Source organism: Tessaracoccus sp. OS52 (assembly GCF_020687685.1).
In the GTDB taxonomy this organism is placed as follows: domain Bacteria; phylum Actinomycetota; class Actinomycetes; order Propionibacteriales; family Propionibacteriaceae; genus Arachnia.
The window spans coordinates 490,106-513,615 of the sequence record NZ_JAJEWM010000001.1 but is presented as its reverse complement, the minus strand read 5'-3'; the positions used below and the strand labels follow the sequence as shown (position 1 = coordinate 513,615).

Sequence of the window (23,510 nt, the reverse complement as noted above, 5' to 3'; positions counted from 1 at the left end):
TAGGGGCGCTCACTTGGAATGAGCGATTCGGGCGGCTCCGCGAAACGCAAGATCCCCGCCGGCCTGGGCCGACGGGGATCTGCGTGGAAGCTGCTGGTGCAGCGCCTGATCAGCGCTTGCTGTACTGCGGGGCCTTGCGGGCCTTCTTCAGACCGGCCTTCTTGCGTTCCTTGATCCGGGAGTCGCGGGACAGCATTCCGGCCTTCTTGAGGGCAGGACGGCTGGCCTCGGCGTCGACGGCGTTGAGGGCGCGGGCGACGCCCAGACGCAGGGCGCCGGCCTGGCCGGTGATGCCGCCTCCGTCGATGCGAGCGATGACGTCGTAGGCGTCGACGACACCCGCGGTCACGAACGGATCACTGGCGTGCTGCTGGTGCACCTTGTTCGGGAAGTACTCGTCCAGGGTTCGGCCATTGATGCTCCACTTGCCGGAACCGGGCACGATGCGCACGCGGGCGACGGCCTCCTTGCGACGACCGGTGGCCGCGCCGGGGGCGATGATCGCCTGGCGGGCGGACTCGCCGGAGGCGGTGGCAGGGTTGGAGTCGGAGCGGTAAGCGATCTCGCGATCCTGCTCGTCGGTGAAGGGCTTGATCTCCTCGCCGACGGTCTCCTCGGCGGCAGCAGTCTGGGTCTCGGTCATCGTTGTTCCTAAGCTCACTGGGCGATCTGGGTGATCTCGAAGGGTTGCGGCTTCTGCGCAGCGTGCGGGTGCTCCGGGCCGGAGTAGACCTTGAGCTTGCTGATCAGCTGGCGGCTCAGCTTGTTCTTGGGAAGCATGCCCCAGACGGCCTTCTCGACGGCCTTGCGGGGGTCCTTCTGCAGCAGTTCGCCGATGGAGATGGACCGCAGACCACCGGGGGTGCCGGTGTGGCGGTAGCGCATCGAGTCGGCCCGCTTGTTGCCGGAGAGGGCGATCTTGGAAGCGTTCACGACGACGACGAAGTCCCCGCCGTCGACGTGCGGCGCGAACGTCGCCTTGTGCTTGCCGCGCAGCAGCGTGGCAACCTGGGTGGCGAGACGGCCAAGGATGACGTCTTCAGCATCAATCACATGCCAGTTCCGGGCGATCTCGCCTGGCTTTGGGGTGTACGTGGACACGGACGCAGACCAACTTCCATACGTTGTCAACAAACTGGGTGGTTGCGCAGTGGGAGGCCCCGCGTGTGGACGGGAGCCGACACGGCACGCAACAGCTACCTACCTTACGACGGATCAGGCCAGCGGTCAAAACGGCGGACTCCGCGGCGACCGCCCTCGCAGCGGTGCCGGGATCCGGGCCGAGCACCGGATGTGGGGGGTCGACTGACGCTGCCGCTGTCCGGGTACTAATGTGCGTGCATGGCCTCAAGGACGAGTTCACAAGTAACTGTCACCGAACCCGGCGACATCCGCAACGTCGTGCTGGTGGGCGGCAGCGGATCGGGGAAGTCCACCCTCTTCGAGCACCTGCTGCGCGCCAGGATCCAGGGTTACCGCGGCGAGAAGGAAGGTCTGGAACGCTCTGCAGCCCTCGCGCTGGCTTCCATCCCCTCCGCGGACGTGCAGATCAACCTGCTGGACGCGCCGGGTCATCCCGAGTTCGTCGGGGAGTTGCGTGCCGGACTCCGGGCCGCCGACGCTGCCGTGTTCGTGATCCCGGCCGGCGAGGACATCGCTCCCTCCACCATCAGCCTCTGGGATGAGTGCAGTGACGTCGCGATGCCGCGGATCATCGCCATCACCAAGCTGGACCAGGGCCGCGCCTCCTTCGACTCCATGGTGGCTGCCTGCCAGCGCGCATTCGGCGACGGCGTCGTCGCGGCCCTGCTGCCGATCCGCGACGGGTCCCGCAGCACCGGCAACATCTCGCTGTTGAACAAGCGCATCCACGACTACTCAAGCGGTCAGCGCGTCTCCCGGGAAGCCACCGCGGCCGAGGCCGAACTCATCTCGGAGCAGCAGGCTCCGCTCCTGGAGGCGATCATCACCGAGCTGCAGGACGAGGAGTTGATGGACCGCTACCTCGAGGGCGAGGAGCTTGCGCTTGCTGAGGTCTACGAGGTGCTGAACCGGGCCATCATCGGGGCCCGGTTCTTTCCTGTCCTGCCCGCACACACCACCAGCGACGTCGGCACAGAGGAACTGCTGCGCTGGATCGAGAAGGGTTTCCCCTCCCCCGGGACCCACAAGCTCGGAACCGTGACCACACCCAACGGGGCCACCCTCCCTGAACTCACTTGTGACCCAGCTGGCCCGTTGGTCGCCCAGGTGATCCGGACCACCAGCGACCAGTACGCGGGCCGCACCAGCCTGGTACGGATCTTCTCCGGCACGCTCCACACCGACGACGAGGTGCACGTCGCCGGACACCGGGCGCTGTTCACCGGCACCGAGGACCCCGCACACCCCGACCACGACGAGAACGAGCGGATCGGCCCGATGTCGGTGCCCTCCGGACTGGAGGCGGCGCCACGCCATACCGCCATCGCGGGGGAGATCGTCAGCATCGCCAAGCTCACCCGCGCCGAGACCGGTGACACGATCTCTGCGATCGACCGCCCTGCGCTCGTGCGGCCGTGGCCGCTGCCGGACCCGCTCCTGCCCGTCGCGATCAAGGCCAACACCCGCGGCGACGAGGACAAGCTCGGGGCCGCGCTGGCCCGGATCGCCGTCGAGGACCTCTCGGTTCGGGTCGAGCGGAACACCGAGACCGACCAGCAGATCCTGTGGACGATGGGACAGGCGCACCGCGACCTGCTGCTGTCCAAGCTGCGCGACCGGTTCGGACTCGGCATCACCGAGGAACCGGTCGAGGTCCCCCTGCGGGAGACCTTCCTGCGGCCCACCAAGGCGAACGGCCGACACGTCAAGCAGTCGGGCGGCCACGGCCAGTACGCCGTCTGCGACATCACCGTCGAGCCGCTGGAACGCGGCGCGGGCTACGAGTTCGTGGACAAGGTGGTCGGCGGCGCCGTGCCGAGGCAGTACATCCCGTCGGTGGACAAGGGGATCCAGCAGCAACTCGCCAAGGGCACCCGCTTCGGCCACCCGCTCGTGGACATCCGGGTGACCCTGGTCGACGGCAAGTCCCACTCGGTGGACTCATCCGACATGGCTTTCCAGACCGCGGGAGCGCTGGCCATCCGGGAGGCGGCCGTCGACGGCGCCGTCGGACTGCTGGAGCCCGTCGACGACGTGACCATCACGGTCCAGGAGTCGTTCCTCGGCCCGGTGCTGACCGACCTCGCGGGCCGACGCGCCCAGGTGCTGGGCAGCGATTCCGACGGCGAGCACAACGCCGTCATCCACGCGCGCGTCCCCCAACTGGAGCTGGTCAGCTACCTGCTGGACCTGCGGGGCCTTGCCCAGGGCACCGGTTCCTTCACCCGCGAGTTCCACGGGTACGAGCCGATGCCCGAGCACCTCTGGCCCGCCAGGCGCTAGTTCAGCGCTGGCCGCGCAGCAGGTTCTTGAAGGAGACGACCTCGAGCGGCTTCAGTTCACCGGAGGCGCGACGCTGGCGCGGCCCGAGGCGGGCCACCACCGCCGCGAAGTCCTCGCCCGCGTCCACGATCCGCGTCTGCAGCGGCGTGGTGCGCGTGGACTCGGCAGCGCCCTCCACCTCGCCCCAGTCGTCGGAGGCTGCGAAGACGGCCGTGGGAATGGTCTTTGCCTTGAGGTAGCCGAACAGCGGCCGCATGGCGTTGTCGATCATCAGCGAATGGCGGGAGGTCCCGCCGGTGGCACCCAGGAGCACCGGGACGTTCACGATGGCCTGGTCGTCGATCAGGTCCCAGAAGGACTTGAACAGCCCGGAATAGGTCGCCTTGAACGTCGGGGTCGTGGTGATGATGCCGTCGGCCTGTTCGACCTGCTCGATGGCCTCGGCGAGAGCGTCGGAGTTGTTGTGCGTCACGAGCGCGTCCGAGATCGCGGTGGCGAGCAGACGCAACTCGATGACGTGCACCTCCGGGACGATCCCCTCCCCCGAGAGCGCGGCCGTGGCCGCCTCGGTCAGGCGATCGGCCAGCAGACGCGTCGACGACGGGTCCCCCAGACCGCCGGAGACGACGGCGATGTGCCGCGCCTCCGGGGTGAACGGGTCGGTGTTGACCGGCTGGAAACCGTCCTGGGTCATGCCTGTTCCTCGCTGGCCTGCTCGTCGATCCAGGCCTGCGAGCCCTCCTTGCCGCCGGGGACCGGGTCCTCGCCGCGCTGGTGGCGCTCGACGAGGAACTGGTGGGTCGGGGCCCCGGGGACGTCGTCGGGCTTCAGCGCGGCGAATTCCTTGCGCAGCACCGGAAGCACCTCGGAGCCGAAGAGGTCGAGCTGCTCGAGCACCGTCTTCAGCGGGAGGCCGGCGTGGTCGATCAGGAACATCTGGCGCTGGTAGTCGCCCACCCAGTCACGGAACGTCAGCGTCCGCTCGATGACCTGCTGCGGGGAGCCGACGGTGAGGGGTGTCATGCGGCTGAAGTCCTCGAGGGAGGGACCATGACCGTAGACCGGCGCGTTGTCGAAGTAGGGACGGAACTCGCGCACGGCATCCTGGGAGTTCCTGGCCATGTAGGCCTGGCCACCGAGCGCGACGTAGGCCTGGTGCGCCGCACCGTGGCCGTAGTACTCATAGCGCTGGCGGTAGAGGCTGACCATCTGCTTGACGTGCTCGAAGTTCCAGAAGATGTTGTTGTGGAAGAAGCCGTCGCCGTAGTAGGCGGCCTGCTCGGCGATCTCCGGCGAGCGGATGGAGCCGTGCCACACGAACGGCGCCACGCCGTCGAGCGGTTGGGGGGTGACGCTGAAGCCCTGCAGCGGCGTGCGGAACTGGCCCCGCCAGTCCACCGTCTCCTCGTGCCACAGGCGGTAGAGCAGGTGGTAGTTCTCCACCGCGAGCGGGATGCCCTGCCGGATGTCCTTCCCGAACCACGGGTAGACCGGGCCGGTGTTGCCACGGCCCATCGTGAGGTCCAGGCGCCCGTCGGAGAGGTGCTGCAGGTAGGAGTAGTCCTCGGCGATCCGCACCGGGTCCGTGGTGGTGATCAGCGTGGTCGCGGTGGACAACTGGAGCGTCTCGGTCTGGGCCGCGAGGTAACTCAGCAGGATCGGCGGGCTGGCCGGCGCCACGAACGGCGGGTTGTGGTGCTGCCCGGTGGCGAACACCTCGAAGCCCACTTCCTCGGCGTGCTTGGCGATCGCGATGGTGTTGCGGATCCGCTCATGCTCGCTGGGTGTGTAACCGTCGGTCGGGTCCTGCGTGATGTCACCGATGGTGAAGATGCCGAACTGCATTGCTTTGCTCCTGCCCTGGATACGTTTGTTGAAAGTTAAACTACCAGTAGAACCGAAGGAGGGATGGCGTTATTCCCGACCCGCTAGATGGAGTGCAGCGGCCGCTGTCCCGGCAGCAGGGAATCCCGGTCCACGATGCGCTTTCCGAAGGGGAAGCAGGTGACAGGGATCATCTTGAGGTTCACGATCGCGTCGATGATGCCGATGATCGTGAGGGACTGTGCGATGGCGGTGGCGATGTGGGCCAGCGCGAGCCACCAGCCGGCGACGATGAACCAGACCACGTTGCCGATGCCGGAGATCACCCCCGCGTCGGGGCGCTGGACCACCGCCTTGCCGTAGGGCCACAGCACGTACCGGGCCATCCGGAAGGAAGCGATCCCGAACGGAATGGTGACGATGAAGATGCAGGCGATGATGCCCGCCACGAAGTAGGCGGCCGCCAGCCAGATCCCGCCGAAGATCAGCCAGATGACATTGAGGATGGTGCGCATTCGAGTGCCTCCCGCAGCATTGGATACACCCTCGATGTTACGCGTCAGCGCGCGCCCGGGGACCCCCGAGGGGAATCGGCCGGGTCGCGCGCCAGGAGGTTCAGCCGACGCGCAGGCGCAACTCGTTGCGCCACGGGTCCAGGACTCCGACGGTGCGGCCGTCGAACTCCGAGGGGATGCCCCGGGCCGCGAGGCGGTCCCGGACGGCCTGGAGTTCGTCGTCGCTGGGCACCAGGATGTCGACGACGCCCATGCCCAGGGTGTTCAGGCGCGGGCCTGCGCCGGCGGAGTTCCAGACGTTCATCGCCATGTGGTGGTGGTAACCGCCGGCGGACACAAAGAGCGCCGAGTTGCCGAAGCTGGCGGTTTCGTCGAAGCCGAGGGCATCGACGTAGAACTGCTTCGCGGTGGGGACGTCGCCCACCTGCAGGTGAACGTGCCCGAGTTCGCCGGCCAGCTCGGCTTCGGAGTAGTTGGACCGGACGAAGTCGATGGGGTCGAGCCACAGGGTCGCCATGCGGACGTGGCCACCGTCCCACTGCCACTCGTCACGAGGGCGGTCGTGGTAGAGCTCGACGCCGTTGCCCTCCGGGTCGGTGAAGTAGAACGCCCGCGAAACCAGATGGTCACCGGCGCCGGTGTAGGTCTGGGGCACCTTCGTCAGCATCGACTCCATCGAGCGTGCCAGCGCCGCGGGGCTGTCGAACAGGACTGCCGTGTGGAACAGGCCCGCGTCGCCGGAGCGGCCGGGACGAAGATCCTTGGCCTCGGTGAGGCGCAGCACCTCGGTGCCACCGAGGCCGAGGACGGCCGATCCCGGCTCGGTCCGCAGAGGGGCCAGCCCGACGCCGTCGGTGTAGTACTTCAGCATCGTGTCCATGTCACGCACGCGCAGTTCGAGGCGGTCCATCGTGGTCTCGGCGGCCAGCTTGTCTGTGGAAGTCGTCATGTTCATACCCCTCGTAACGTTGTTGACGCTTCAAGTATTCCACGCACGGCTGGGTTTTCCAAGTGCAAGTGGGGCGGACCCGAAGGCCCGCCCCACTGGCATGTGGTCCAACCGCCGCCGCTACTGCTCGGCGACGACCCACTCGCCGGTCTCGACGTCCGGCTGCGGCACCTCAGCGAGGATGCCCGGATCGAAGGCGCGCTCCCCCGCCGGTACCCGGATCCACTTCTCGGTCGCGGCCAGTCCCGGCAGCGCCGCTGGCGATGAGTTGGCCTGCTTGGACGCCTTGGGCGTCGTCACGGAGGGCTTCGCCGTCGGCAGCGGCGCAGGCCTTCCCTCGGGCCAGATCGTGAACACGTGCGAGGTGGTTGCCCCGTTCACCTCGAGCTTCAGTTCCACTTCGTTGGCAGAGGTCTGCAGGAACGTGATCTCACGGGTCCGCGGATCGAGGACGGCCGCCGTCCCGGGCGGTGCCGTTGTGGCCGGACCGACGTGGACACGTTCACCGCTCCACGTGGCCGAAACTGGCCAGCGCACCGGGATGGCGATGCCGTCCTGGGTGAACGCGGCGTCGATCACGGTCGTCGTCCCACGAACGACCTCCGTCGGAGCGGTGATGGCCAGGCTGTCCCGGTCCACCCAGGGGCGCGTCTCAAGCGTCAGCCAGTCGGCGACGTCATGGGAAGCGGAGTTACCCTTCGCAGGATCCACCCCAACCATGGTCCAGCCGCGCCAGCCACCCCACGCCTCATTTGAGGTGGCTGCCTTGCCGGAGTTGCCGTTGGTGTAGTGGATCACACCGTCGAGGTGACGGGCATGGAAGGCGCCCACGCCTGCCCCGAGTAGCGAGACGTGCTTGCCGTTTGCAGAGAAGCGCGCCAGCCATTCCTCCACCAGGTCCGCGTCGCCGGCCTGCCGCAGCCCCGAGGTGCCGTTTGGCAGGAAGTCGCGGGTGGGGTGGTGGAACATCACGAGCACACCGGTCACCGCGTCGTCGGTCTCGGCGGTCTGGAGCGCGTCGTGCAGGTACTCCAGTTGCTCGAAGTCGAGGTCGTAGGGCGAGGAGTCCAGCGTGATGATGCGCGTGCTTCCGACGTCCTTGGTGGTCTTGTTGTCACCGAAGTAGGAGATGAAGTTGTCGATGGGCTCGCCCATGATCTCGTGGTTGCCCGGGACGTAGGTCCAGGGGATTCCGTGGGGAACGAGTTCCTCCTCGAGGATGCGGCGGGCGAGTTCGAAGTCGGCGTCTGCCGCCTCGTCGGTGAAGTCGCCCAGGATGTAGACGGCATCGGGCTTGGCGGCAACCATCTCCCGCAGGGTGCGACGCGCGCCCTCGACGAGCGCGCTCTCGGGCGCCCGGCCGACGAACTGGGCATCGGACATCACCGCGATCCGTGAGGGGCTCTCGTCTGCGGCCCCGGCCTCCGCGATGGCCTCGTAGTCCTTGAGCTCGACGAACTCGGGGGCCTCCGCCACCGGCGCTACCACCAGCTCGATCGAGTCGATCAGGATGGAGGTCTTGTACGACAGGCTCGCGGCCGTCTCGTAGAGGGAGAAGCCGTGCCAGTAGAACGGCCCGGAGTAGCCCTGCGGGACAGGGATGACCAGCGTCTGCCAGTCCGTGTGCTTGGCGATTCGCGGCCCGTAGACGTATGGGACCTCGCGCCCTGGCCAGTTGTCCACCAGGGCGTAGATCATCGGGTCGTGCACGCCGTCGGCCTTGATGGTGACGTGGAGTTCCACAGCCTGGCCCTCGATGTTGCGACGGGCGTTCGAGCCCGCCGCGGCCCAGAGGTTGGCCGTGCGAGTGGAGGTGCTGCGCGTGAAGTCGACCGACATCCGCATGGCGTCGGAGCCGTCGCGGCCCTCGCCCGGAGCCTTCGCGAAGGAGTACCCCGAGCGCGCGCCGCTCATGTAGAAGTCCGACACCGGATCCGACATGTCGGTGATCAGGTGGGTGTCGCGGCCGATCAGGAAGCTCAGCTCCGCAGCGGCATCGCCGGCGCGAACCGTGACCAGCCCGCCCGCCTTGGCGGACACGGCAACCAGATCGTAGGTGGACGTGCTCGCCGGCTCCAGCGTGAACTCGCCGGATGCGCCGTCGACGGAGATGTCGGCCGGCGCTATGGGTGCGCGGAAGCCCTGGGCGTCGAACCCGGTGACGGTGACCGGTGCGCTCTCGCCAACCGCGGAGAGCTGGATGACGTTCGGAGCCACTTCGATGCGCTCCAGGGGCTCCAGGACCGTGACGCCGATCGTCGCGGCGATGTCTCCGGAGGTGGCGGTGATCTTGGCGTTGCCGGGAGCGACTGCCGTGACCACTCCGTCGGCGACGGTTGCGACGGCCTCGTCGGAACTGGTCCAGGACTCCACGTCGGCGGCGACGGGGCGGCCGCCGGCGTCGTGCGGGAAGACCGCTACGGTGCGGGTGAGGCCGGGGAAGATCCGCTGCGCGCGGTCCTCGACGCCACCGAATTCGAGCCGGAGGCCGGACAGGACGCCGTCGGAGGCGTTGCTGACCACGCCAAGACCGTTGCCGTCCAGACGCTCCCCTCCGTCGGAGGGCGAGTTCACCACCCGGGTCTCGGAGAGGCCGGCATCGCGGACCACCATGGTGGTGGAGCCGCCACCGTCGAGGTTCATCGCCTCGGTGGCCCCGAGTTCCAGCATGAGCCGGCCGAGTTCGGACAAGGACATGCCGCGGCTCTGCGCCTGGCGGCCATCGACCGTCACGAGGAACATCTCGGTGCCATCGGCCCCGAAGCCGATCGCGGTGCGGGGGTGGAGCCCGTCGGCGAAGGCGTCGGTGCCGCCGGGGCGGTCGAGGGCGACGCCCTCGTCAACGAGCGACGCCCAGCTGCCACCCATGGCCACGGCGACGCGGTCGACGTCGTCGGTGAGGCCGATGGCGACCTCGACGTCGTCGCCCGGCGCCAGCGCGCGCAGTTCGGTCACCGCGGCGGTTCCGCGCGCAAGCAGGATGTGCTCGCCCTCGCCGATGGCCACGCCAGCAGCTGAGACCGGCTCAGGCACTGACAGCACCCTGCCGTCGGCGCCGACGCGGACGGCATGGTGGTCCTGGTTGGCGCCACCCAGCGAGCGGGTGAGGGTGTAGGTCCCCCAGCGGTCGTCGAAAGCGGCGATGGAGTTGGCGGGCATCGACTGCATGTTGATACCGGCCAGGGGGATCTCCACCGTGCCGTTGACGGTGGCGACGCCGTCGAGGATGAGTCTGGCGATGGCACCCACGCCGTCCTCGGTCACCACGGCCGCATCCCGGTGGTTGGCGTTCGGCGACTTGACGATCTCGCCGTCATCGATGCCGGCACCGAGCACGGCACCCGAATTGTTGATGTCGAAGAAGTCGCCGTTCACAGCGACGTCCACGTCAGCGGACGCCGCCATGTTGCTCAACGTGCCCACTCCCGCGACGACGCCCGTGTCCAGGTACTCCACTTCGGTCGCGGACAGGGCGATCCTGAGCACGTCGATGTGGTTCGTTCCCCCCTCGTCGATCCGGTCGTAGGTGGAGTGGGTGATGCCGTGGGCGATCTCACGGGTGTCCGAGGCGACGACGATGGCGCGGCCCCCGTCGGTGGGACCGGGGAGGGCGTCCGCGTGCGCCGGGGCCGCCACCCCCTGAATTCCAAGGGCTGCGGCGAATACGAGAGCAGTGAGGGCTCGGGGACGGGAGCGAGCGGTGAGCCCACCACTTCCCACGACCGAGGGGGACGGTTGCATCAAGGGATTCCTTCCGGCGACGACATGGCCACCGGTCACGCTAGGGCGCCAAGGATGACACCCGGCCAACGCCCGACCAACCCCCGGTAAACACTTGGGGCGCTGTCAGTAAACGATTGCCGCCTTGCGGAAAGCCACGTGACAAGCCATTCAGCGCAAACCGGGTTCGGTCTCGGCCTTCACCGCCGGCTTGAACCGCTGCTGCGCTCCCTGCTTGGTCAGCCCGTACAGTTCGCCGATCCTGGACCACGAGGCACCCGCGGCGCGGGCCGAGGCGACTGCGTCGCGCTCCGCCGCCTCCGCGCCTTCTCGTGCCACCCGGGCCCGGTCCAGGGCAGCGAGCGCGTCGGACTTCGGGTCCATCCCGGGCTGTCGGTTTCCCATGCCCGAATCGTAGCGAGAACGTGTGCGTCAAGTAATGGTTGACACAATCGTCAATCGATGGTTGACTGTGTCCCAATCTCGATGACAGCCGAAGGAGGCAAACATGGCAAAGGACAAGAAGTCCAAGAAGGACAGCCAGAAGAAGGACAAGAAGAAGTCGTCCAAGAAGTCCAAGAAGAAGTAGCACCTGATCGAACGTCGCAGGCCGGGTCCCCTTGGGGCCCGGCCTGCGGCCATTCGACGGCCATCCCGGTAGGCTCGTGCGGTGGTCAGCAGAGTTCCCCGCCCGCATCGCGGCGTCGTCAGTTTCGTGCGCCGCAGCACCCGCATGAACGAGTCCCAGGCCAGGGCCTGGGACCGCTTCGCGGCGCAGTTCGTCGTGGACGTCCCCGTGGGTGAGCTGTCCACCTGGGTGTCCGAGGACGCGCAGGTGGACTGGGAGGGCGAATTCGGTAGGTCGGCAGCCCGGATCGTCGAGATCGGTTCCGGCAACGGCGAGTCTCTGGTGGCCATGGCAGCAGCCCGGCCAGACGTGGACTTCGTGGCCTTCGAGGTCTTCGCCCCGGCGGTGGCATCCACGCTGGGACGCATGGGCCGCGACGACGTGACAAACATCCGCATCGTCATGGCCGACGGCGCCCGCGGCCTGGAGCGCCTCTTCGCCCCCGCCTCGATCTCCGAGCTGTGGACCTTCTTCGCAGATCCCTGGCACAAGACCAGGCACCACAAGCGCAGGCTGGTCAACCCCGGCTTCGCCGACACGGCCGCCGCAAAGCTTGAACCCAGCGGGCTCTGGCGGCTCGCAACGGACTGGGAGGACTACGCGGTGTGGCAGCGCGAAGTGCTCGATGCCCACCCGTGGTTCCACAACGTGCACGACGGCTGGGCACCCCGCTTCGAGCAGCGCCCGGTCACCAAGTACGAGGCGCGGGGACTGGCTGCCGGTCGCCGCGTGCACGACCTCACCTACGCGAGGCGGGCCTGATGCGCTGGCGTATCGACCTCGCCTACGACGGCACCGGCTTCCGCGGGTGGGCGTCTCAGCCCGGTCTGCGTACCGTCCAGGGCGTGCTGGAGGAACACATCGGGCAGGTCCTGAGGCTCCCCCAGCCCCCTTCGTTGGTCGTGGCGGGAAGGACGGACGCGGGGGTGCATGCCCGCGCGCAGGTCTGCCATCTCGACCTGCCCGGGGACGACGACCTCGCCGAGACCCTGCTTCGGCGTTTGGGCCGCGTCCTGCCTGCCGACATCGTCGTCCGTTCCGTCTCCGCCGCCCCACTCGGGTTCGACGCGCGGTTCTCCGCCGTCTGGCGCCGATACTGCTACCGGCTCATCGACTCCGAGCACTTCCCGGACCCCCTGCAGCGCCATCGGGTGGCAGCGGTGCGCCACCCCGTGGAGGTTGGCCTGTTCAACCAAGGGGCGGAGTTGCTGCGTGGCCTGCGCGACTTCGCGGCGTTCTGCAGGCCCCGCGAGGGCGCCACCACCATCCGAGACCTCCGGGAACTGTCGGCTCGCCGTGACTCAGAGGGCGTCGTCGAGGTCCACCTGCTGGCCGACGCCTTCTGCCATTCCATGGTGCGCTCCGTCGTCGGCGCCCTCACCGCCGTCGCCGGAGGCCGACGCACCCTGGACTGGCTGGTCCAGGTGAGCGGCCACACCGTGCGCCACAGCGAGATCATGGTAATGCCGGCCCACGGCCTGACCCTGGAGGAGGTCGGATACCCCGCGGACGCGGAACTCGCCGAGCGTGCCGAGCAGGCGCGAGCCGTCCGAACGCTGGAGGAACGATGAGCCACTACTTCACCAACGACGACTCCCCGATGGTCACCCGTGAGATCCACGCCAGCGTCTTCGGGATCGATCACACGTTCACCACCGCTGGTGGGGTCTTCTCCGGCAGCCGCCTGGACCTCGGGACCAGCGTGCTGCTGCGCACCGTCGCGCCGCCCGAGACCGGGCACCTCCTGGACCTCGGATGCGGGTTCGGGCCGATCGCCGTCGGGCTCGCCGCCGCCGCGCCCCGGGTAACCGTGGACGCCATCGACGTGAACGAGCGCGCCCTGCTGCTCACGAGGCTCAACGCCGAGGCGGCCGGGGTGGCCGAGAGGGTCTCCTGCAGGCTGCCCGATGAGGTCCCCGCAGACGTCCGCTACGACGAGATCTGGTCCAATCCCCCCATCCGGATCGGCAAGGAAGCGCTCCACGAACTGCTCCTGGCCTGGCTCCCCCGGCTGAAGCCCGGCGGCGTCGCCTGGCTTGTGGTGGGCAAGAACCTGGGCGCGGACTCGTTGGCGAGCTGGCTCACCGATCAGGGCTGGCCCACTGGCAAGGAGGCCTCGGCGAAGGGCTTCCGCGTGCTGAAGACCACCCGCGTGTTGGGCGGGGGTGCCTAGGATGGGATCCGTACGCGCGGCCCCGCCGCGAAACTGACGTCAGAAGGAGAAGCAAGTGAGCTACACACTGCCGGACCTGGACTACGACTACGGAGCACTCGCACCGCACATCGCCCCGGAGATCATGGAGCTGCACCACAGCAAGCACCACGCCACCTACGTCAAGGGCGCCAACACCGCCCTCGAGCAGCTCGCCGAGGCCCGCGCCAACGGTGAGCTCGGCGCGGTCAACAAGCTGGAGAAGGACCTGGCCTTCCACCTCGGCGGACACATCAACCACTCGGTGTTCTGGAAGAACATGTCGCCCGACGGTGGTGGCCGCCCAGACGGAGAGGTCGCAGCGGCGATCGATGAGTACTTCGGTGGCTTCGAGGCCTTCCAGAAGCACTTCAACGCGGTGGCCAACGGGGTCCAGGGTTCCGGCTGGTCGATGCTCGTGTGGGACACCCTCGGACAACGCCTGAACATCAACCAGCTGTTCGACCAGCAGGGCAACCTTCCCGCCGGCCAGATCTCGATCCTGCAGCTCGACATGTGGGAGCACGCCTACTACCTGCAGTACAAGAACGTCAAGGGCGACTACGTGGACGCCTGGTGGAACGTGGTGAACTGGAACGACGTGGCACAGCGCCTCGCCAAGGCAAAGGCTGCATCCCAGGCCCTCGCCTGATCTTCGGGATGACCCTCAGTCAACACAGATTGCCCCGGCTCCGGCCGGGGCAATCTGTCTCTCGCGCGTTGGTCTTGACTACGGAAGCGTGCTCAGCGTGATGCTGGAGACCGTCGAGTAGTACCGCACCCCGTCTACGATGCGGTACGCACGGACGCTGAGGAGGTAAGCGGTGTTCGGCGTGAGTCCCGAGTACTTGAACCCGGGGTCCGGGTCGTCGCACGGCGCTGACATGAACCCGCCCTTGTCGAACCACTGGGTGTAGGCGCCACCGAGGAACTCATAGCCGATATCAGGCCGGCAGACCCCCTCGGACTCGACCGACCGGTCTATGCGCACGCTGATCGTGGTCGACGTAACCGCACCCGGGCCGTACAGCTTGGGGGCCGAGATGACAGTCGACGTCGGGTCACCGGTCGGCGACGGCGTGGGCGAGGGTTCCGGCGTCGGTGAGGGTTCCGGCGTGGGCGAGGGTTCCGGCGTAGGCGTGGGGGTTGGCGACGGGGAGGGTGACGTCCCGCCCAACGTGGTGGCGGTGAGGCTCGTGGCCGACGAGAACCCGGTCTTCAGCCCCCCTGCCAGACGGTACGCGCGGACGCTGAGGACATAGCTGGTGCCAGAGGTCAGGCCCGTGAACTTGTATCCAGGATCGGGATTGGTGCAGTCGCTCGCGAACCCGCCCGCGTCGATCCAGCCGTTGCCCCTACTGAACTCATATCCGATGTCAGGCTGGCAGATGCCGCCCGCCTCGGCCGAGCGGTGGAACCTAACGCTGATGGACGTGAGCGTGCGGTTGGTCGGTCCGAACAGGAGCGGTGCTGACAGTCCGACGCCCTGGGTCGGCGTGGGGTCGGGCGTCGGCGTTGGATCAGCCGTCGGCGTCACCGACGGCTCAGGCGTGACCGACGGCTCGGGCGTGACCGACGGCTCGGGCGTGACCGACTGCTCGGGCGTGACCGACGGCTCGGGCGTCACCGACGGCTCGGGCGTCACCGACGGCTCAGGCGTCACCGACGGCTCAGGCGTCACCGACGGCTCAGGCGTCACCGACGGCTCAGGCGTCACCGAAGGCTCAGGCGTCACCGAAGGCTCAGGCGACACCGACGGCTCAGGCGACACCGACGGCTCAGGCGACACCGAAGGCTCAGGCGACACCGACGGCTCGGGCGTCACCGACGGCTCGGGCGTCACCGACGGCTCGGGCGTCACCGAAGGCTCGGGCGTCACCGACGGCTCGGGCGTCACCGACGGCTCGGGCGTCACCGACGGCTCGGGCGTCACCGACGGCTCGGGCGTCGGCGTCGTCGGCGTGGGGTCGGGCGTCGGCGTCACCGATGGCTCCGGGGTAGGCGACGGCGACGGAACCGGAGCAGGGTCACCCAACGTGGTTCCCGCCACTGAAGTGGGCTGCGAGAAGTCGGTCTTCACTCCGCCAACGACCCGGTAGGCCCGGACGCTCAGCGTGTAGCTGGTCCCCGAGGCCAATCCGGTGAACTTGTACCCGGGATCGGGATCGCTGCACACGTTCGCGAAGCCGCCAGCGTCCACCCACACCGCGCCCCGGCTGAACTCATATCCGATGTCGGGCTGACAGGCACCGCCGGATTCGGAGACGCGGATGAACCGAACGCTGAGCGTCGTCGCGGTCCGGTTGGTCGGGCCCTTCAGGCCAGGCGAACTCAGTTGGGCTGCCCGGGCGGTTCCGGTCGCAGCGAAGCTCGCCCACACGATGGTCAGCACCACGACGGAGATGAGGACGATCAGCCGTCGGCTCGAATCTCGGTGTTTCAGGCGTGCTGTTGAGAGTGCGATGTCGTTCATGGTTCCCCCGATCCGTCGACACCTGCGCTAGGTCTATACCCCAGCCATTAGCTCTGTCAACAGGCGCGCCCAGCCCGTAGGCTGAGTGGATGGAACTGAGCACTGAACGGCACTCCGATCACCTGGAGTTCGGACTCCACACCTTCGGTGACATCACGCTGGGCCCCGACGGCGAGCGCCTCGACCACCCGCAGGTGTTGCGCAACCTCGTCGAAGAGGGGGTCCTCGCGGACGAGGTCGGCGTCGACGTCATCGGGATCGGCGAGCACCACCGCCCTGACTACGCTGTCTCGGCACCGGACATCGTCCTGTCCGCCATCGCCGCCCGGACCAGGAACATCAAGCTCATCTCCGCGGTGACCGTGCTTTCCTCCGACGATCCGGTGCGCGTGTACCAGCGGTTCGCCACCATTGACGGCATCTCCTCCGGTCGCGCGGAGGTCTCACTCGGCCGGGGCTCGTTCATCGAGTCCTTCCCGCTCTTCGGGTATGACCTGGCCGACTACGAGCAGCTGTTCGCCGAGAAGCTGGACCTGTTCGCGGCCCTCCGGGGGGAGTCGGCCGTGACCTGGTCAGGTGAGACGAGGGCGGCGCTCTCCGACCAGCGTGTCTACCCCACCACCGAGCATGAGCACGGCATCCCGACCTGGGTGGCGGTCGGGGGAACCCCCGCCTCCGTCGTCCGGGCCGCCAAGTACGGCCTGGGCCTGGAGTTGGCGATCATCGGTGGGGAACCATCACGCTTCGCGCCCTTCGCGGAGTTGTTCCGCCGCTCCCTGGAGCAGTTCGGTCACGGGCAGCGGCGAGTTGCTGTGCATTCCCATGGTTTCGTGGCAGAAACCGACGACGAAGCCGCCGAGTTGTACTACCCGCACTATGCCGAGAACATGGCCAGGGTGGGACGCGAGCGCGGCTGGCCCCCACCGAGCCGGGGGCAGTTCGACAACGAGGTCCACTTCGGCGCTTTGCATCTTGGCTCCCCGGAGACCGTCGCGCACAAGATCGCAGCAACCGTGAAGTCGCTGGGAGCCTCCCGCTTCGGAATGAAGTACGGTGCGGGCACGCTGCCGCACGAGGACATGATGCGCAGCATCGAACTCTACGGAACGAGGGTCAAGCCCATGGTGCTGAAGCTCCTGGCAGGATCCTGAGCAGGGATCGCGTGGAATCAGCTGGCCCGGGACGTCGCGCGGCTGCCGATCGGAAGCGTCACCTCGCAGATCCACATACCGTCGACCTCCTTGGAACGCACCGTCCCGCCGACGGTGGCCGCCCGCTCCCGCATCGCACGCAGACCGAGCCGGGTGCCCGAACCGGTTCCCCCTCGGCCGGGGAGATTGGACACCGCCATCTCAAGCGCATCGGCAGTCCGCTCCACGGTGACCAGGCAGGGCGCCTGGGCCGAGCCGTGTTTGGCCACGTTGTGGAGGGCCTCCTGCAGGATGCGCCCTGCGGCGGTGTCCACCACGGGCGGCAGCTCGCCCACGAGAGCCGCCCGCGCCTGGACATTGAATCCGAGACTGCGCAGCTCATGGGTGCCGGACTTCAGGGACGATTCGAGCTTCACCTCGGGCACCGTGTTCCGGTTGGCGCCACCAAGGAGCCTCGCCACTTCCCGAACCGCCTGGTTCGCTGAGCGCGCGCGCTCGGCCAGCGCTTCGAGCTGACCCGGCGTCGCCTCCCCTGCGTGGTTGACTGCCTCCGCCTGCATCACCAGCAGCGAGAGGTCCCGGCACACGGAGTCGTGCAGGTCCATCGCCAGCTCGAGCTGCTGGCGACGGTAGCGTGCCGCCAGCCGCGCCAGCTCGTTGCGGGAAGCAGCCCGCATGCCGAGGCCGATGCCCCAGATGATGGCGTAGAGGATGAGCCAGGTCAGGATGATCGCAAGAGGATCGGCGTCGGCGCCGGCCAGTCGAAAACTCGTGACCCAGCCGACGCCCACGTTGATGGCGGTGACGATGACCGCGAGCGGGATCTTGTCCCGACGGATCGCCGTCAGCGCCGGCAGCATGCACAGGTAGGAAGACAGGCCCAGACCAACCGGGTCGAACAGGAGCGCCAGCACTGTGACCACCAGGGCCGCGGCTATCCCGACGCGGAGCCATCGCAGCGCAAGGAGAACCGCTGCCAGGGCACCGATGTCCAGAGCGACGCTCTCCCATGGAATACGCCCGGTGAAGCCGGCCTGCAGCGAGAGCGCCGTGAGCAGGGTGGCGACGACAACCTCCACCCATCCGCCACGCAACTGCCGCAGACTCATCACGGGCCAAGTGTATGACCTGGGACTCGGATATGTTGGGCCGTTCACCTCCGCGTCATACGACTTTGCGCCGATGCGTGCGTCGGCCGCGGATAGGGGGCACACTGTAGACGTGAAAACAATCTTCGTATCCATGGTTCTGACGCTCTCCTCCGCCTTCGCGATGGCTTTGCCGGCGGGCAACGTCCAGCCGGAGGGCTGGTGCGACGTCGCACCGTTCCTCCCGTTCTGCGCAGCTTGGCGCTGAATCTCGCCTTCTGAAGCGCAGCCTCAGTCCCGCCGCCGGTAGATCCACGGCGAGACTGGTCGGCCTGTCAACCATGCCCGCCAAACGCCAATGACGACGAATGGCAGCAGGGCCAGGCCGACGGTGTACGGAGTGCTGCTCCTGTAGTCCAGTTCGTCCGTGACGGGGGTGAACCCCACCTGACCGACCCGGTTCCACGACCGGGAGGCGCAGGCATCCAGCCACCGCCCGTCGATCTTCACCTTGACCCAGTTGTGACTCGCGAAGAACCACGGATTGCCCCATCCCCGGACGCGAGCCGCGTGCACTCCCCGCGCCTCGAAGCCCAGGCCCCGCAGCACTTCCAACAGCACGGTGTTGTACTGGTGCGACCAGCCACGGCCATTGGCCAGTGCCGTCGTCGGCGACTCCCACAGGTGCCAGACGGAGTGGTAGGGGAACTCCCGGCCGACGGCGACCACCGCAGCGTCCGCGAGTTGCCTCCCCACCAAGTCGGACTGCTGCAGTTGTGTGACCAGACCAGACACTGTGGGGACATGGTCGCGCGCCACCCTTCGAGGCGCACCGGCCACCATCCCAGCCATGGCGACGACGCCCGTCACCAGTGCATCAGCCAGCCTGAACCTCATGATCCTCTCCTCTGATTCCTCTCGAAACCACGCAGCGATTGGTATGGCGCACGTTGGGCCACGTCACCATGCAACTCCAACATCTGGCGAACCGAGCGTTTCCAGGTGTAGGTTTCCGCCCGCGCCCTGGCGGCCGCTCTGAGCTGCGGCCCGAGCCGCGGGACGAGTGATTCGACGGCGTCGGCCAGCGTCTCCGGGTCAGGCGCGGCCCAAGCGCCCGACGTCGCGTCCACCAGTTCACTGGCACCCCCGCGGTCAGCGGTGACCACCGGAGTCCCACAGGCCATGGCCTCGAGCACGGCGAGGCCGAACGTCTCCGAAGGACAAACCGACAACGAGATGTCACTGCTGGCAAACCGTTTGGCGACTTCGTCACGGCCGTCCACGAATCCGTGGAAGAACACCGGGGAGTCACCGGCGATCCCTCGAAGCTCCTCCTGGTCGGGACCAGTGCCGTACATGTCGAGTCGGACGGCGCGTCCCCGCCGGTGCAGTTCCACTGCGGTGGCGACGGCGAGCTGGGGACTCTTCTCGTGGCTGAGCCGGCCGACGTAGCACAGCTTGAGGACGCCGTCGGGCACTGGCTGGGCGACCTCCGGGTTGAACGTCTCCAGGTCGACGCCGAGGGGAACGAGTTCGAGCCTCGCACCCGTCCCCTCGAACTCCTCCGCCGCGTACTGCGACGTCACGACCACGGCGTCGAACTCCTTGGCGAGCCTGCGGTTCAGGGCCCCGACGACGGCCTCCACACCCACGGTCCGACGCAGCCACATGGCCAGCATGTCGGAGAGCCGCTCGTGACTGAACAGGACCGAACCGACACCGCGTTTGGAGGCCCAGTGCCCGGCCGGCGAGAGGGTCCACTTATCGGACACCTCGATGGCATCAGGACGGAACCGCTCCAGCACCTCAAGGGCCCGCCAGGGCTTCGCGATCATCCGGTACTGCTCGGTGAGCCGGGGGGCGCGCACAAGCACGTGAATTCCGGCTTCGGTCTCGTTCACCTCGTCACGGCGACCGGGAGAGACGAAGATGCGTTCGTGGCCTTGAGCGATGTAGCCCTCCCCCAGCTTGTCGATCACGACCTTCATCCCGCCGGAGGTCGGACCGACGAAGTTGGCGAGCTGGGCGATGCGCACGGTTCTAGTCCAGCAGGGTTCTGTCGTCGAGTGAGGCGCCCTTGATCTTCGAGAACTCGGCCAGCAGGTGTTCGGGCGTCGTCGTCTTCTTCCGCTGTTCGTTCACCTCAAGCACGATCTCACCCTCGTGCATCATGATGAGTCTGTTGCCCAGCTCGATCGCTTGGTGCATGTTGTGGGTCACCATCAGGGCGGTCAGCTTGTGCCGCTCCACCGCTTCCTTCGTCAAGCGGGTGATCAGCTCCGCTCGTGACGGGTCGAGCGCGGCGGTGTGCTCGTCCAGCAGGAGGATGGAGGGCTTCGCATAGGTGGCCATCAGCAGACTGAGCGCCTGCCGCTGCCCACCCGAGAGCATGCCCACCCGCAGTTCGAGCCTGTCCTCCAACCCGAGCTCGAGCGTGCTGAGCGCTTCCCGGAAGGTCTCGCGCTTGCTGCTGGTGACGGCCATCGTGAGGCCCCGGGACTTGCCCCGGCTGAAGGCGATGGCGAGGTTCTCTTCGATCGTCAGGTGTGGGCTGCTTCCCGCCATCGGGTCCTGGAAGACGCGTGAGACCCAACGGGCGCGACGGTGCTCCGGCATCTGCGAGACGTCGCGGCCATCAATGAGGACCTTTCCCTCGTCCGCCCGGTAGCGGCCGGCCACCACGTTGAGGAGAGTGGACTTCCCAGCGCCGTTCGAGCCGATCACTGTGACGAAGTCACCCTCGGCAAGTTCGAGGTCCACCGATCGCAGCGCCACCCGCTCGTTGTTGGTGTGGGGGAAGAACCTCTTCGTGACGTCGACGATCTTGAGCATCAGCTCGCACCCGCCTCTGCGGTACGGCTGCGGCGCATCCGCGCCCGCAGCTTCTTGAAGTAGGGGATCTGCGGAACCACGAGGGCGACGATCACCAGGAGCGCGGAGACGAGCTTCATGTCGTTGGGCTCGAGGCCGGCGTCCAGCGCAAGCTGGATGACGCCGCGGTAGATCACAGACCCCACGATGGCTGCCAGCACCGCCTGCCACACGGCCGTCATGCCGAGCAGCGCCTGTCCGATGATCACCGAGGCCAGACCCGCCACGATGAGACCGATGCCCATGGAGATGTCCGCGTATCCCTGGTACTGGGCGATGAGGGCGCCGCACAGGGCCACAAGCCCGTTCGAGATCGCCAGACCGGCGATCTTCGTGACGCCGGTGTTGATGCCTTGACTTCGGGCCATGAGCTCGTTGTCACCCGTCGCCCGCAGTGACACACCGAAGGCGGTTCCCAGGAACCAGTAGAGAACCACCCCGACGATGGCGGCGCCGACGGCGAAGATCACGACCCCGGCCCAGGTGCCCAGCAGGCCGGCCTCACGCAGCGGGGTCATGAGGGTCGACTCCCGCAGCAACGGAAGGTTTGACTTGCCCATGATCCTCAGGTTGATCGAGTACAGCGCGATCTGCGTGAGGATGCCGGCCAGCAGCGGATTGATGTTGCCGAGGACGTGCAGCAGCCCGGTGATGATGCCCGCCACCACGCCCGACAGCGCCCCGGCAGTGATCGCGACCGCCAACGGGACGTCGGAGATGATGAGCACCGCTGTCACGGCACCGCCAGTGGTGAACGAGCCGTCGATCGTCAGGTCCGGGAAGTCGAGCACCCGGTAGGTCAGGTAGACCCCTACGGCCATCACGGCGTACAGGAGTCCGAGCTCTGCGGCTATGACCATTTCTGTGGCGTCTGACTGATCAGTAGGTGGTGACCGCGCGTTCCAGCACGGACTCGGGGATGGTGACGCCCATGCGTTCCGCAGCGGCCTCGTTGATGCTGAGGTCGAACTGCTCCTGCATCTGGACCGGCATCTCCCCGGGGTTGGCGCCCTCGAGGATCTCGATCGCCATCATGGCGGCGTCGCGGCCCTGCTGCTCGTAGTTGACGGTCTGTGAGGCGATGGCCCCGCGCTCCACCGCGCCGTTGTCAGATGCGATCACGGGGATCTTCCTGGCCTCGGCGACCTGGATCAACGACTCGATCGCGGCGACGACGTTGTTGTCGGTTGGGACGTAGAAAGCATCCACGTCCAGGGACTCGGCTGCCTGCTGCACCTCTGAGGAGTTCGAGACCGCAGCCTTCTGGATCGTGAGACCCAACTCCCCAGCCGCCTCCTCCGCTGCGGCCACCTGCACCTCGGCGTTGATCTCGCCAGAGGAGTAGACGATTCCGACGTTCTTGACGTCCGGGGCGATCTCCAGGAGCAGACCCAGTTGCTCATCGACGGGATTCAGGTCGGAGACGCCGGTCACGTTCGCGCCGGGGGCTTCCAGGCTGGCCACGAGCTCAGCGGCGACGGGGTCGGTCACGGCCGCGAACACGACGGGCTTCTCGGGAATGACCTGCGCGACGGCCTGCCCGGCCGGGGTCGCGATGGCCAGCACAAGATCCTTCTCCGCCTGCGCGAACTGGTTCGCGATGGCGGTGAGGGTTGCCTGGTCCGCCTGCGGGTTCTGGATGTCCAGGTTGATGGTTTCACCGTCGGAGTACCCGTTGGCGGCGAGTTCGTCGATGAACCCCTCCTGCACGGCATCGAGTGCGTCATGGGACACGTACTGGACGATCCCGATCTCCAGCGGAGCAGCATCTTGAGTCGGGTTCTCGCTGGACCCGGGCTGGCTGCACGCGGCCAGGGCGAGGGCCGCGACGGCACCGAGGGCGAGCAGTGATCTGCGTGGGTTCATGGGTGTTCCTGTCCTTCTCCTGAGTGGCCATCGGCCTGCACGGACTGTACCCCAGGCCGCGTTGGGCCTGGTACCGCCGCCCCCTTCGTGCTCGGGGCCGAAGCGGAGAGGGAGGGCCGGCCTGGCCGGTCCCTCCCCCTTCGAACGTTTGACGCGGCCTACTTCTCCTGTGAAGCCACTTCTGAGTCCTCGGCGTCACCCAGCTGGGTCGCGGACTCCGCGACTCCGCTCTCGGCTGCCTCGGCGTTGGCTTCGGTGTCCTCCTCGGCCACGTCGGCGGACTTGGCCTCTTCGGCCTCGTCCACTGCCGACTCCTCGACGACCTGCTCCTCGTCTGCGGGCGCAGCGGCCTTGGCCTGCTTTCCCTTTCCAGCGGCAGGCTCGGCCTTGGCGGCGCGGGGAGCCTTCGAGCGGCTTGCGCGGGACTCCTCGACGGACTCGGTCACGATCTCGATGATGGCCATCGGCGCGTTGTCCCCCTTGCGGGGTCCGATCTTGGTGACGCGGGTGTAGCCACCCTCACGCCCCTCGAGTGCGGGAGCGATCTCGGCGAACAGCTTGTGCACGACTTCCTGGCTCGTGACCGACTGGAGCACCAGACGGCGTGAGGCGAGGTCGCCCCGCTTGGCCTTGGTGATCAGCTTCTCGGCCAGTGGCTGCACGCGACGGGCCTTGGTCTCGGTGGTGGTGACACGGCCATGCTCGAAGAGCTGGGTGGCCAGGTTGCGCAGAATGATGCGCTGGTGGGTGGGGCTGCCGCCCAGACGGGGGCCCTTGGTTGGCTTCGGCATGAAGTATCTCTTTTCGG

25 protein-coding genes are annotated in these 23,510 nt (G+C 67.6%); 9 read left to right on the top strand and 16 right to left on the bottom strand.

What is annotated here, in order from left to right:
- Nucleotides 1–109: 109 nt before the first annotated feature.
- A complete protein-coding gene (gene rpsI / locus LKO27_RS02310) occupies nt 110–643 on the bottom strand; it encodes a 30S ribosomal protein S9 (RefSeq protein WP_227735279.1) in 534 nt (177 codons plus the stop codon).
- A gap of 14 nt (nt 644–657) precedes the next feature.
- On the bottom strand, nt 658–1,101 hold the full coding sequence (rplM, locus tag LKO27_RS02305; protein ID WP_227735278.1) for a 50S ribosomal protein L13: 444 nt from the start codon (nt 1,099–1,101) through the stop codon (nt 658–660).
- 240 nt (nt 1,102–1,341) lie between these two features.
- Between rplM and LKO27_RS02300 the strand changes: the two genes are divergently transcribed.
- Nucleotides 1,342–3,426: an elongation factor G-like protein EF-G2 gene (locus LKO27_RS02300; RefSeq protein WP_227735277.1), complete on the top strand. Its 2,085-nt coding sequence runs from the start codon at nt 1,342–1,344 to the stop codon at nt 3,424–3,426.
- 1 nt (nt 3,427) lies between these two features.
- Here LKO27_RS02300 and LKO27_RS02295 read toward each other — a convergent pair whose 3' ends face one another.
- The 6 genes from LKO27_RS02295 to LKO27_RS02270 all read right to left on the bottom strand — a co-directional run bounded on the left by LKO27_RS02295 (nt 3,428) and on the right by LKO27_RS02270 (nt 10,839).
- The gene (locus tag LKO27_RS02295; protein WP_227735276.1) at nt 3,428–4,120 is read right to left on the bottom strand and encodes an FMN reductase; all 693 of its coding nucleotides are present in this window, start codon (nt 4,118–4,120) and stop codon (nt 3,428–3,430) included.
- Complete coding sequence (locus tag LKO27_RS02290) at nt 4,117–5,271, bottom strand: LLM class flavin-dependent oxidoreductase (RefSeq protein ID WP_227735275.1); 1,155 nt, start codon at nt 5,269–5,271, stop codon at nt 4,117–4,119. The genes LKO27_RS02295 and LKO27_RS02290 overlap by 4 nt, the downstream gene beginning before the upstream one ends.
- Nucleotides 5,272–5,354: 83 nt before the next feature.
- Nucleotides 5,355–5,765, bottom strand: coding sequence for a YccF domain-containing protein (locus LKO27_RS02285; RefSeq protein ID WP_227735274.1), 411 nt, complete (start codon nt 5,763–5,765; stop codon nt 5,355–5,357).
- A gap of 100 nt (nt 5,766–5,865) precedes the next feature.
- A complete protein-coding gene (locus LKO27_RS02280) occupies nt 5,866–6,714 on the bottom strand; it encodes a VOC family protein (protein ID WP_227735273.1) in 849 nt (282 codons plus the stop codon).
- A gap of 120 nt (nt 6,715–6,834) precedes the next feature.
- The gene (locus LKO27_RS02275) at nt 6,835–10,455 is read right to left on the bottom strand and encodes a phosphodiester glycosidase family protein (protein ID WP_227735272.1); all 3,621 of its coding nucleotides are present in this window, start codon (nt 10,453–10,455) and stop codon (nt 6,835–6,837) included.
- Nucleotides 10,456–10,605: 150 nt separating this feature from the next.
- Nucleotides 10,606–10,839 carry a hypothetical protein gene (locus LKO27_RS02270; RefSeq protein ID WP_227735271.1) on the bottom strand — a complete coding sequence of 78 codons (234 nt, stop codon included), beginning with the start codon at nt 10,837–10,839 and terminating at the stop codon, nt 10,606–10,608.
- A gap of 265 nt (nt 10,840–11,104) precedes the next feature.
- Here LKO27_RS02270 and trmB point away from each other — a divergent pair, with 265 nt between their 5' ends.
- From trmB to LKO27_RS02250, 4 genes are read left to right on the top strand one after another with little or no spacing between them, the layout of a single operon-like run.
- Nucleotides 11,105–11,824, top strand: coding sequence for a tRNA (guanosine(46)-N7)-methyltransferase TrmB (gene trmB / locus LKO27_RS02265; RefSeq protein WP_227735270.1), 720 nt, complete (start codon nt 11,105–11,107; stop codon nt 11,822–11,824).
- Nucleotides 11,821–12,633, top strand: coding sequence for a tRNA pseudouridine(38-40) synthase TruA (locus LKO27_RS02260; RefSeq protein ID WP_227737187.1), 813 nt, complete (start codon nt 11,821–11,823; stop codon nt 12,631–12,633). The genes trmB and LKO27_RS02260 overlap by 4 nt, the downstream gene beginning before the upstream one ends.
- On the top strand, nt 12,630–13,235 hold the full coding sequence (locus tag LKO27_RS02255) for a class I SAM-dependent methyltransferase (RefSeq protein ID WP_227735269.1): 606 nt from the start codon (nt 12,630–12,632) through the stop codon (nt 13,233–13,235). The genes LKO27_RS02260 and LKO27_RS02255 overlap by 4 nt, the downstream gene beginning before the upstream one ends.
- A 55-nt stretch (nt 13,236–13,290) precedes the next feature.
- Nucleotides 13,291–13,905, top strand: a complete 615-nt coding sequence (locus LKO27_RS02250) for a superoxide dismutase (protein WP_227735268.1) — start codon at nt 13,291–13,293, stop codon at nt 13,903–13,905.
- Between the two features lie 78 nt (nt 13,906–13,983).
- Here LKO27_RS02250 and LKO27_RS02245 read toward each other — a convergent pair whose 3' ends face one another.
- Entirely contained in the window at nt 13,984–14,244 is a 261-nt protein-coding gene (locus LKO27_RS02245) for a hypothetical protein (RefSeq protein ID WP_227737276.1), read from the bottom strand.
- Nucleotides 14,245–14,296: 52 nt separating this feature from the next.
- Between LKO27_RS02245 and LKO27_RS02240 the strand changes: the two genes are divergently transcribed.
- From LKO27_RS02240 to LKO27_RS02230, 3 genes are all read left to right on the top strand, one after another.
- Nucleotides 14,297–14,515: a hypothetical protein gene (locus LKO27_RS02240; RefSeq protein WP_227737275.1), complete on the top strand. Its 219-nt coding sequence runs from the start codon at nt 14,297–14,299 to the stop codon at nt 14,513–14,515.
- 171 nt (nt 14,516–14,686) lie between these two features.
- Complete coding sequence (locus LKO27_RS02235) at nt 14,687–15,352, top strand: hypothetical protein (RefSeq protein ID WP_227737274.1); 666 nt, start codon at nt 14,687–14,689, stop codon at nt 15,350–15,352.
- 463 nt (nt 15,353–15,815) lie between these two features.
- Complete coding sequence (locus tag LKO27_RS02230; RefSeq protein WP_227735267.1) at nt 15,816–16,877, top strand: LLM class flavin-dependent oxidoreductase; 1,062 nt, start codon at nt 15,816–15,818, stop codon at nt 16,875–16,877.
- A 17-nt stretch (nt 16,878–16,894) separates the two neighbouring features.
- Here the strand turns inward: LKO27_RS02230 and LKO27_RS02225 are convergent, their stop codons facing one another.
- Nucleotides 16,895–17,986, bottom strand: a complete 1,092-nt coding sequence (locus LKO27_RS02225) for a sensor histidine kinase (RefSeq protein WP_227737186.1) — start codon at nt 17,984–17,986, stop codon at nt 16,895–16,897.
- Between the two features lie 112 nt (nt 17,987–18,098).
- Between LKO27_RS02225 and LKO27_RS15085 the strand changes: the two genes are divergently transcribed.
- Nucleotides 18,099–18,233 carry a hypothetical protein gene (locus LKO27_RS15085; RefSeq protein ID WP_255621728.1) on the top strand — a complete coding sequence of 45 codons (135 nt, stop codon included), beginning with the start codon at nt 18,099–18,101 and terminating at the stop codon, nt 18,231–18,233.
- 23 nt (nt 18,234–18,256) lie between these two features.
- Here LKO27_RS15085 and LKO27_RS02220 read toward each other — a convergent pair whose 3' ends face one another.
- The 6 genes from LKO27_RS02220 to rplQ all read right to left on the bottom strand — a co-directional run bounded on the left by LKO27_RS02220 (nt 18,257) and on the right by rplQ (nt 23,493).
- Nucleotides 18,257–18,862, bottom strand: coding sequence for a transglutaminase domain-containing protein (locus tag LKO27_RS02220; RefSeq protein ID WP_227735266.1), 606 nt, complete (start codon nt 18,860–18,862; stop codon nt 18,257–18,259).
- Complete coding sequence (locus LKO27_RS02215; RefSeq protein ID WP_370629924.1) at nt 18,859–20,001, bottom strand: glycosyltransferase; 1,143 nt, start codon at nt 19,999–20,001, stop codon at nt 18,859–18,861. The genes LKO27_RS02220 and LKO27_RS02215 overlap by 4 nt, the downstream gene beginning before the upstream one ends.
- Nucleotides 20,002–20,005: 4 nt before the next feature.
- Nucleotides 20,006–20,797: an ABC transporter ATP-binding protein gene (locus LKO27_RS02210; protein ID WP_227735265.1), complete on the bottom strand. Its 792-nt coding sequence runs from the start codon at nt 20,795–20,797 to the stop codon at nt 20,006–20,008.
- Nucleotides 20,797–21,696: an ABC transporter permease gene (locus LKO27_RS02205; protein ID WP_227735264.1), complete on the bottom strand. Its 900-nt coding sequence runs from the start codon at nt 21,694–21,696 to the stop codon at nt 20,797–20,799. The genes LKO27_RS02210 and LKO27_RS02205 overlap by 1 nt, the downstream gene beginning before the upstream one ends.
- A gap of 19 nt (nt 21,697–21,715) precedes the next feature.
- Nucleotides 21,716–22,702, bottom strand: a complete 987-nt coding sequence (locus LKO27_RS02200) for an ABC transporter substrate-binding protein (RefSeq protein WP_227735263.1) — start codon at nt 22,700–22,702, stop codon at nt 21,716–21,718.
- A 158-nt stretch (nt 22,703–22,860) separates the two neighbouring features.
- Entirely contained in the window at nt 22,861–23,493 is a 633-nt protein-coding gene (gene rplQ, locus LKO27_RS02195; RefSeq protein ID WP_227735262.1) for a 50S ribosomal protein L17, read from the bottom strand.
- Nucleotides 23,494–23,510: the final 17 nt, after the last annotated feature.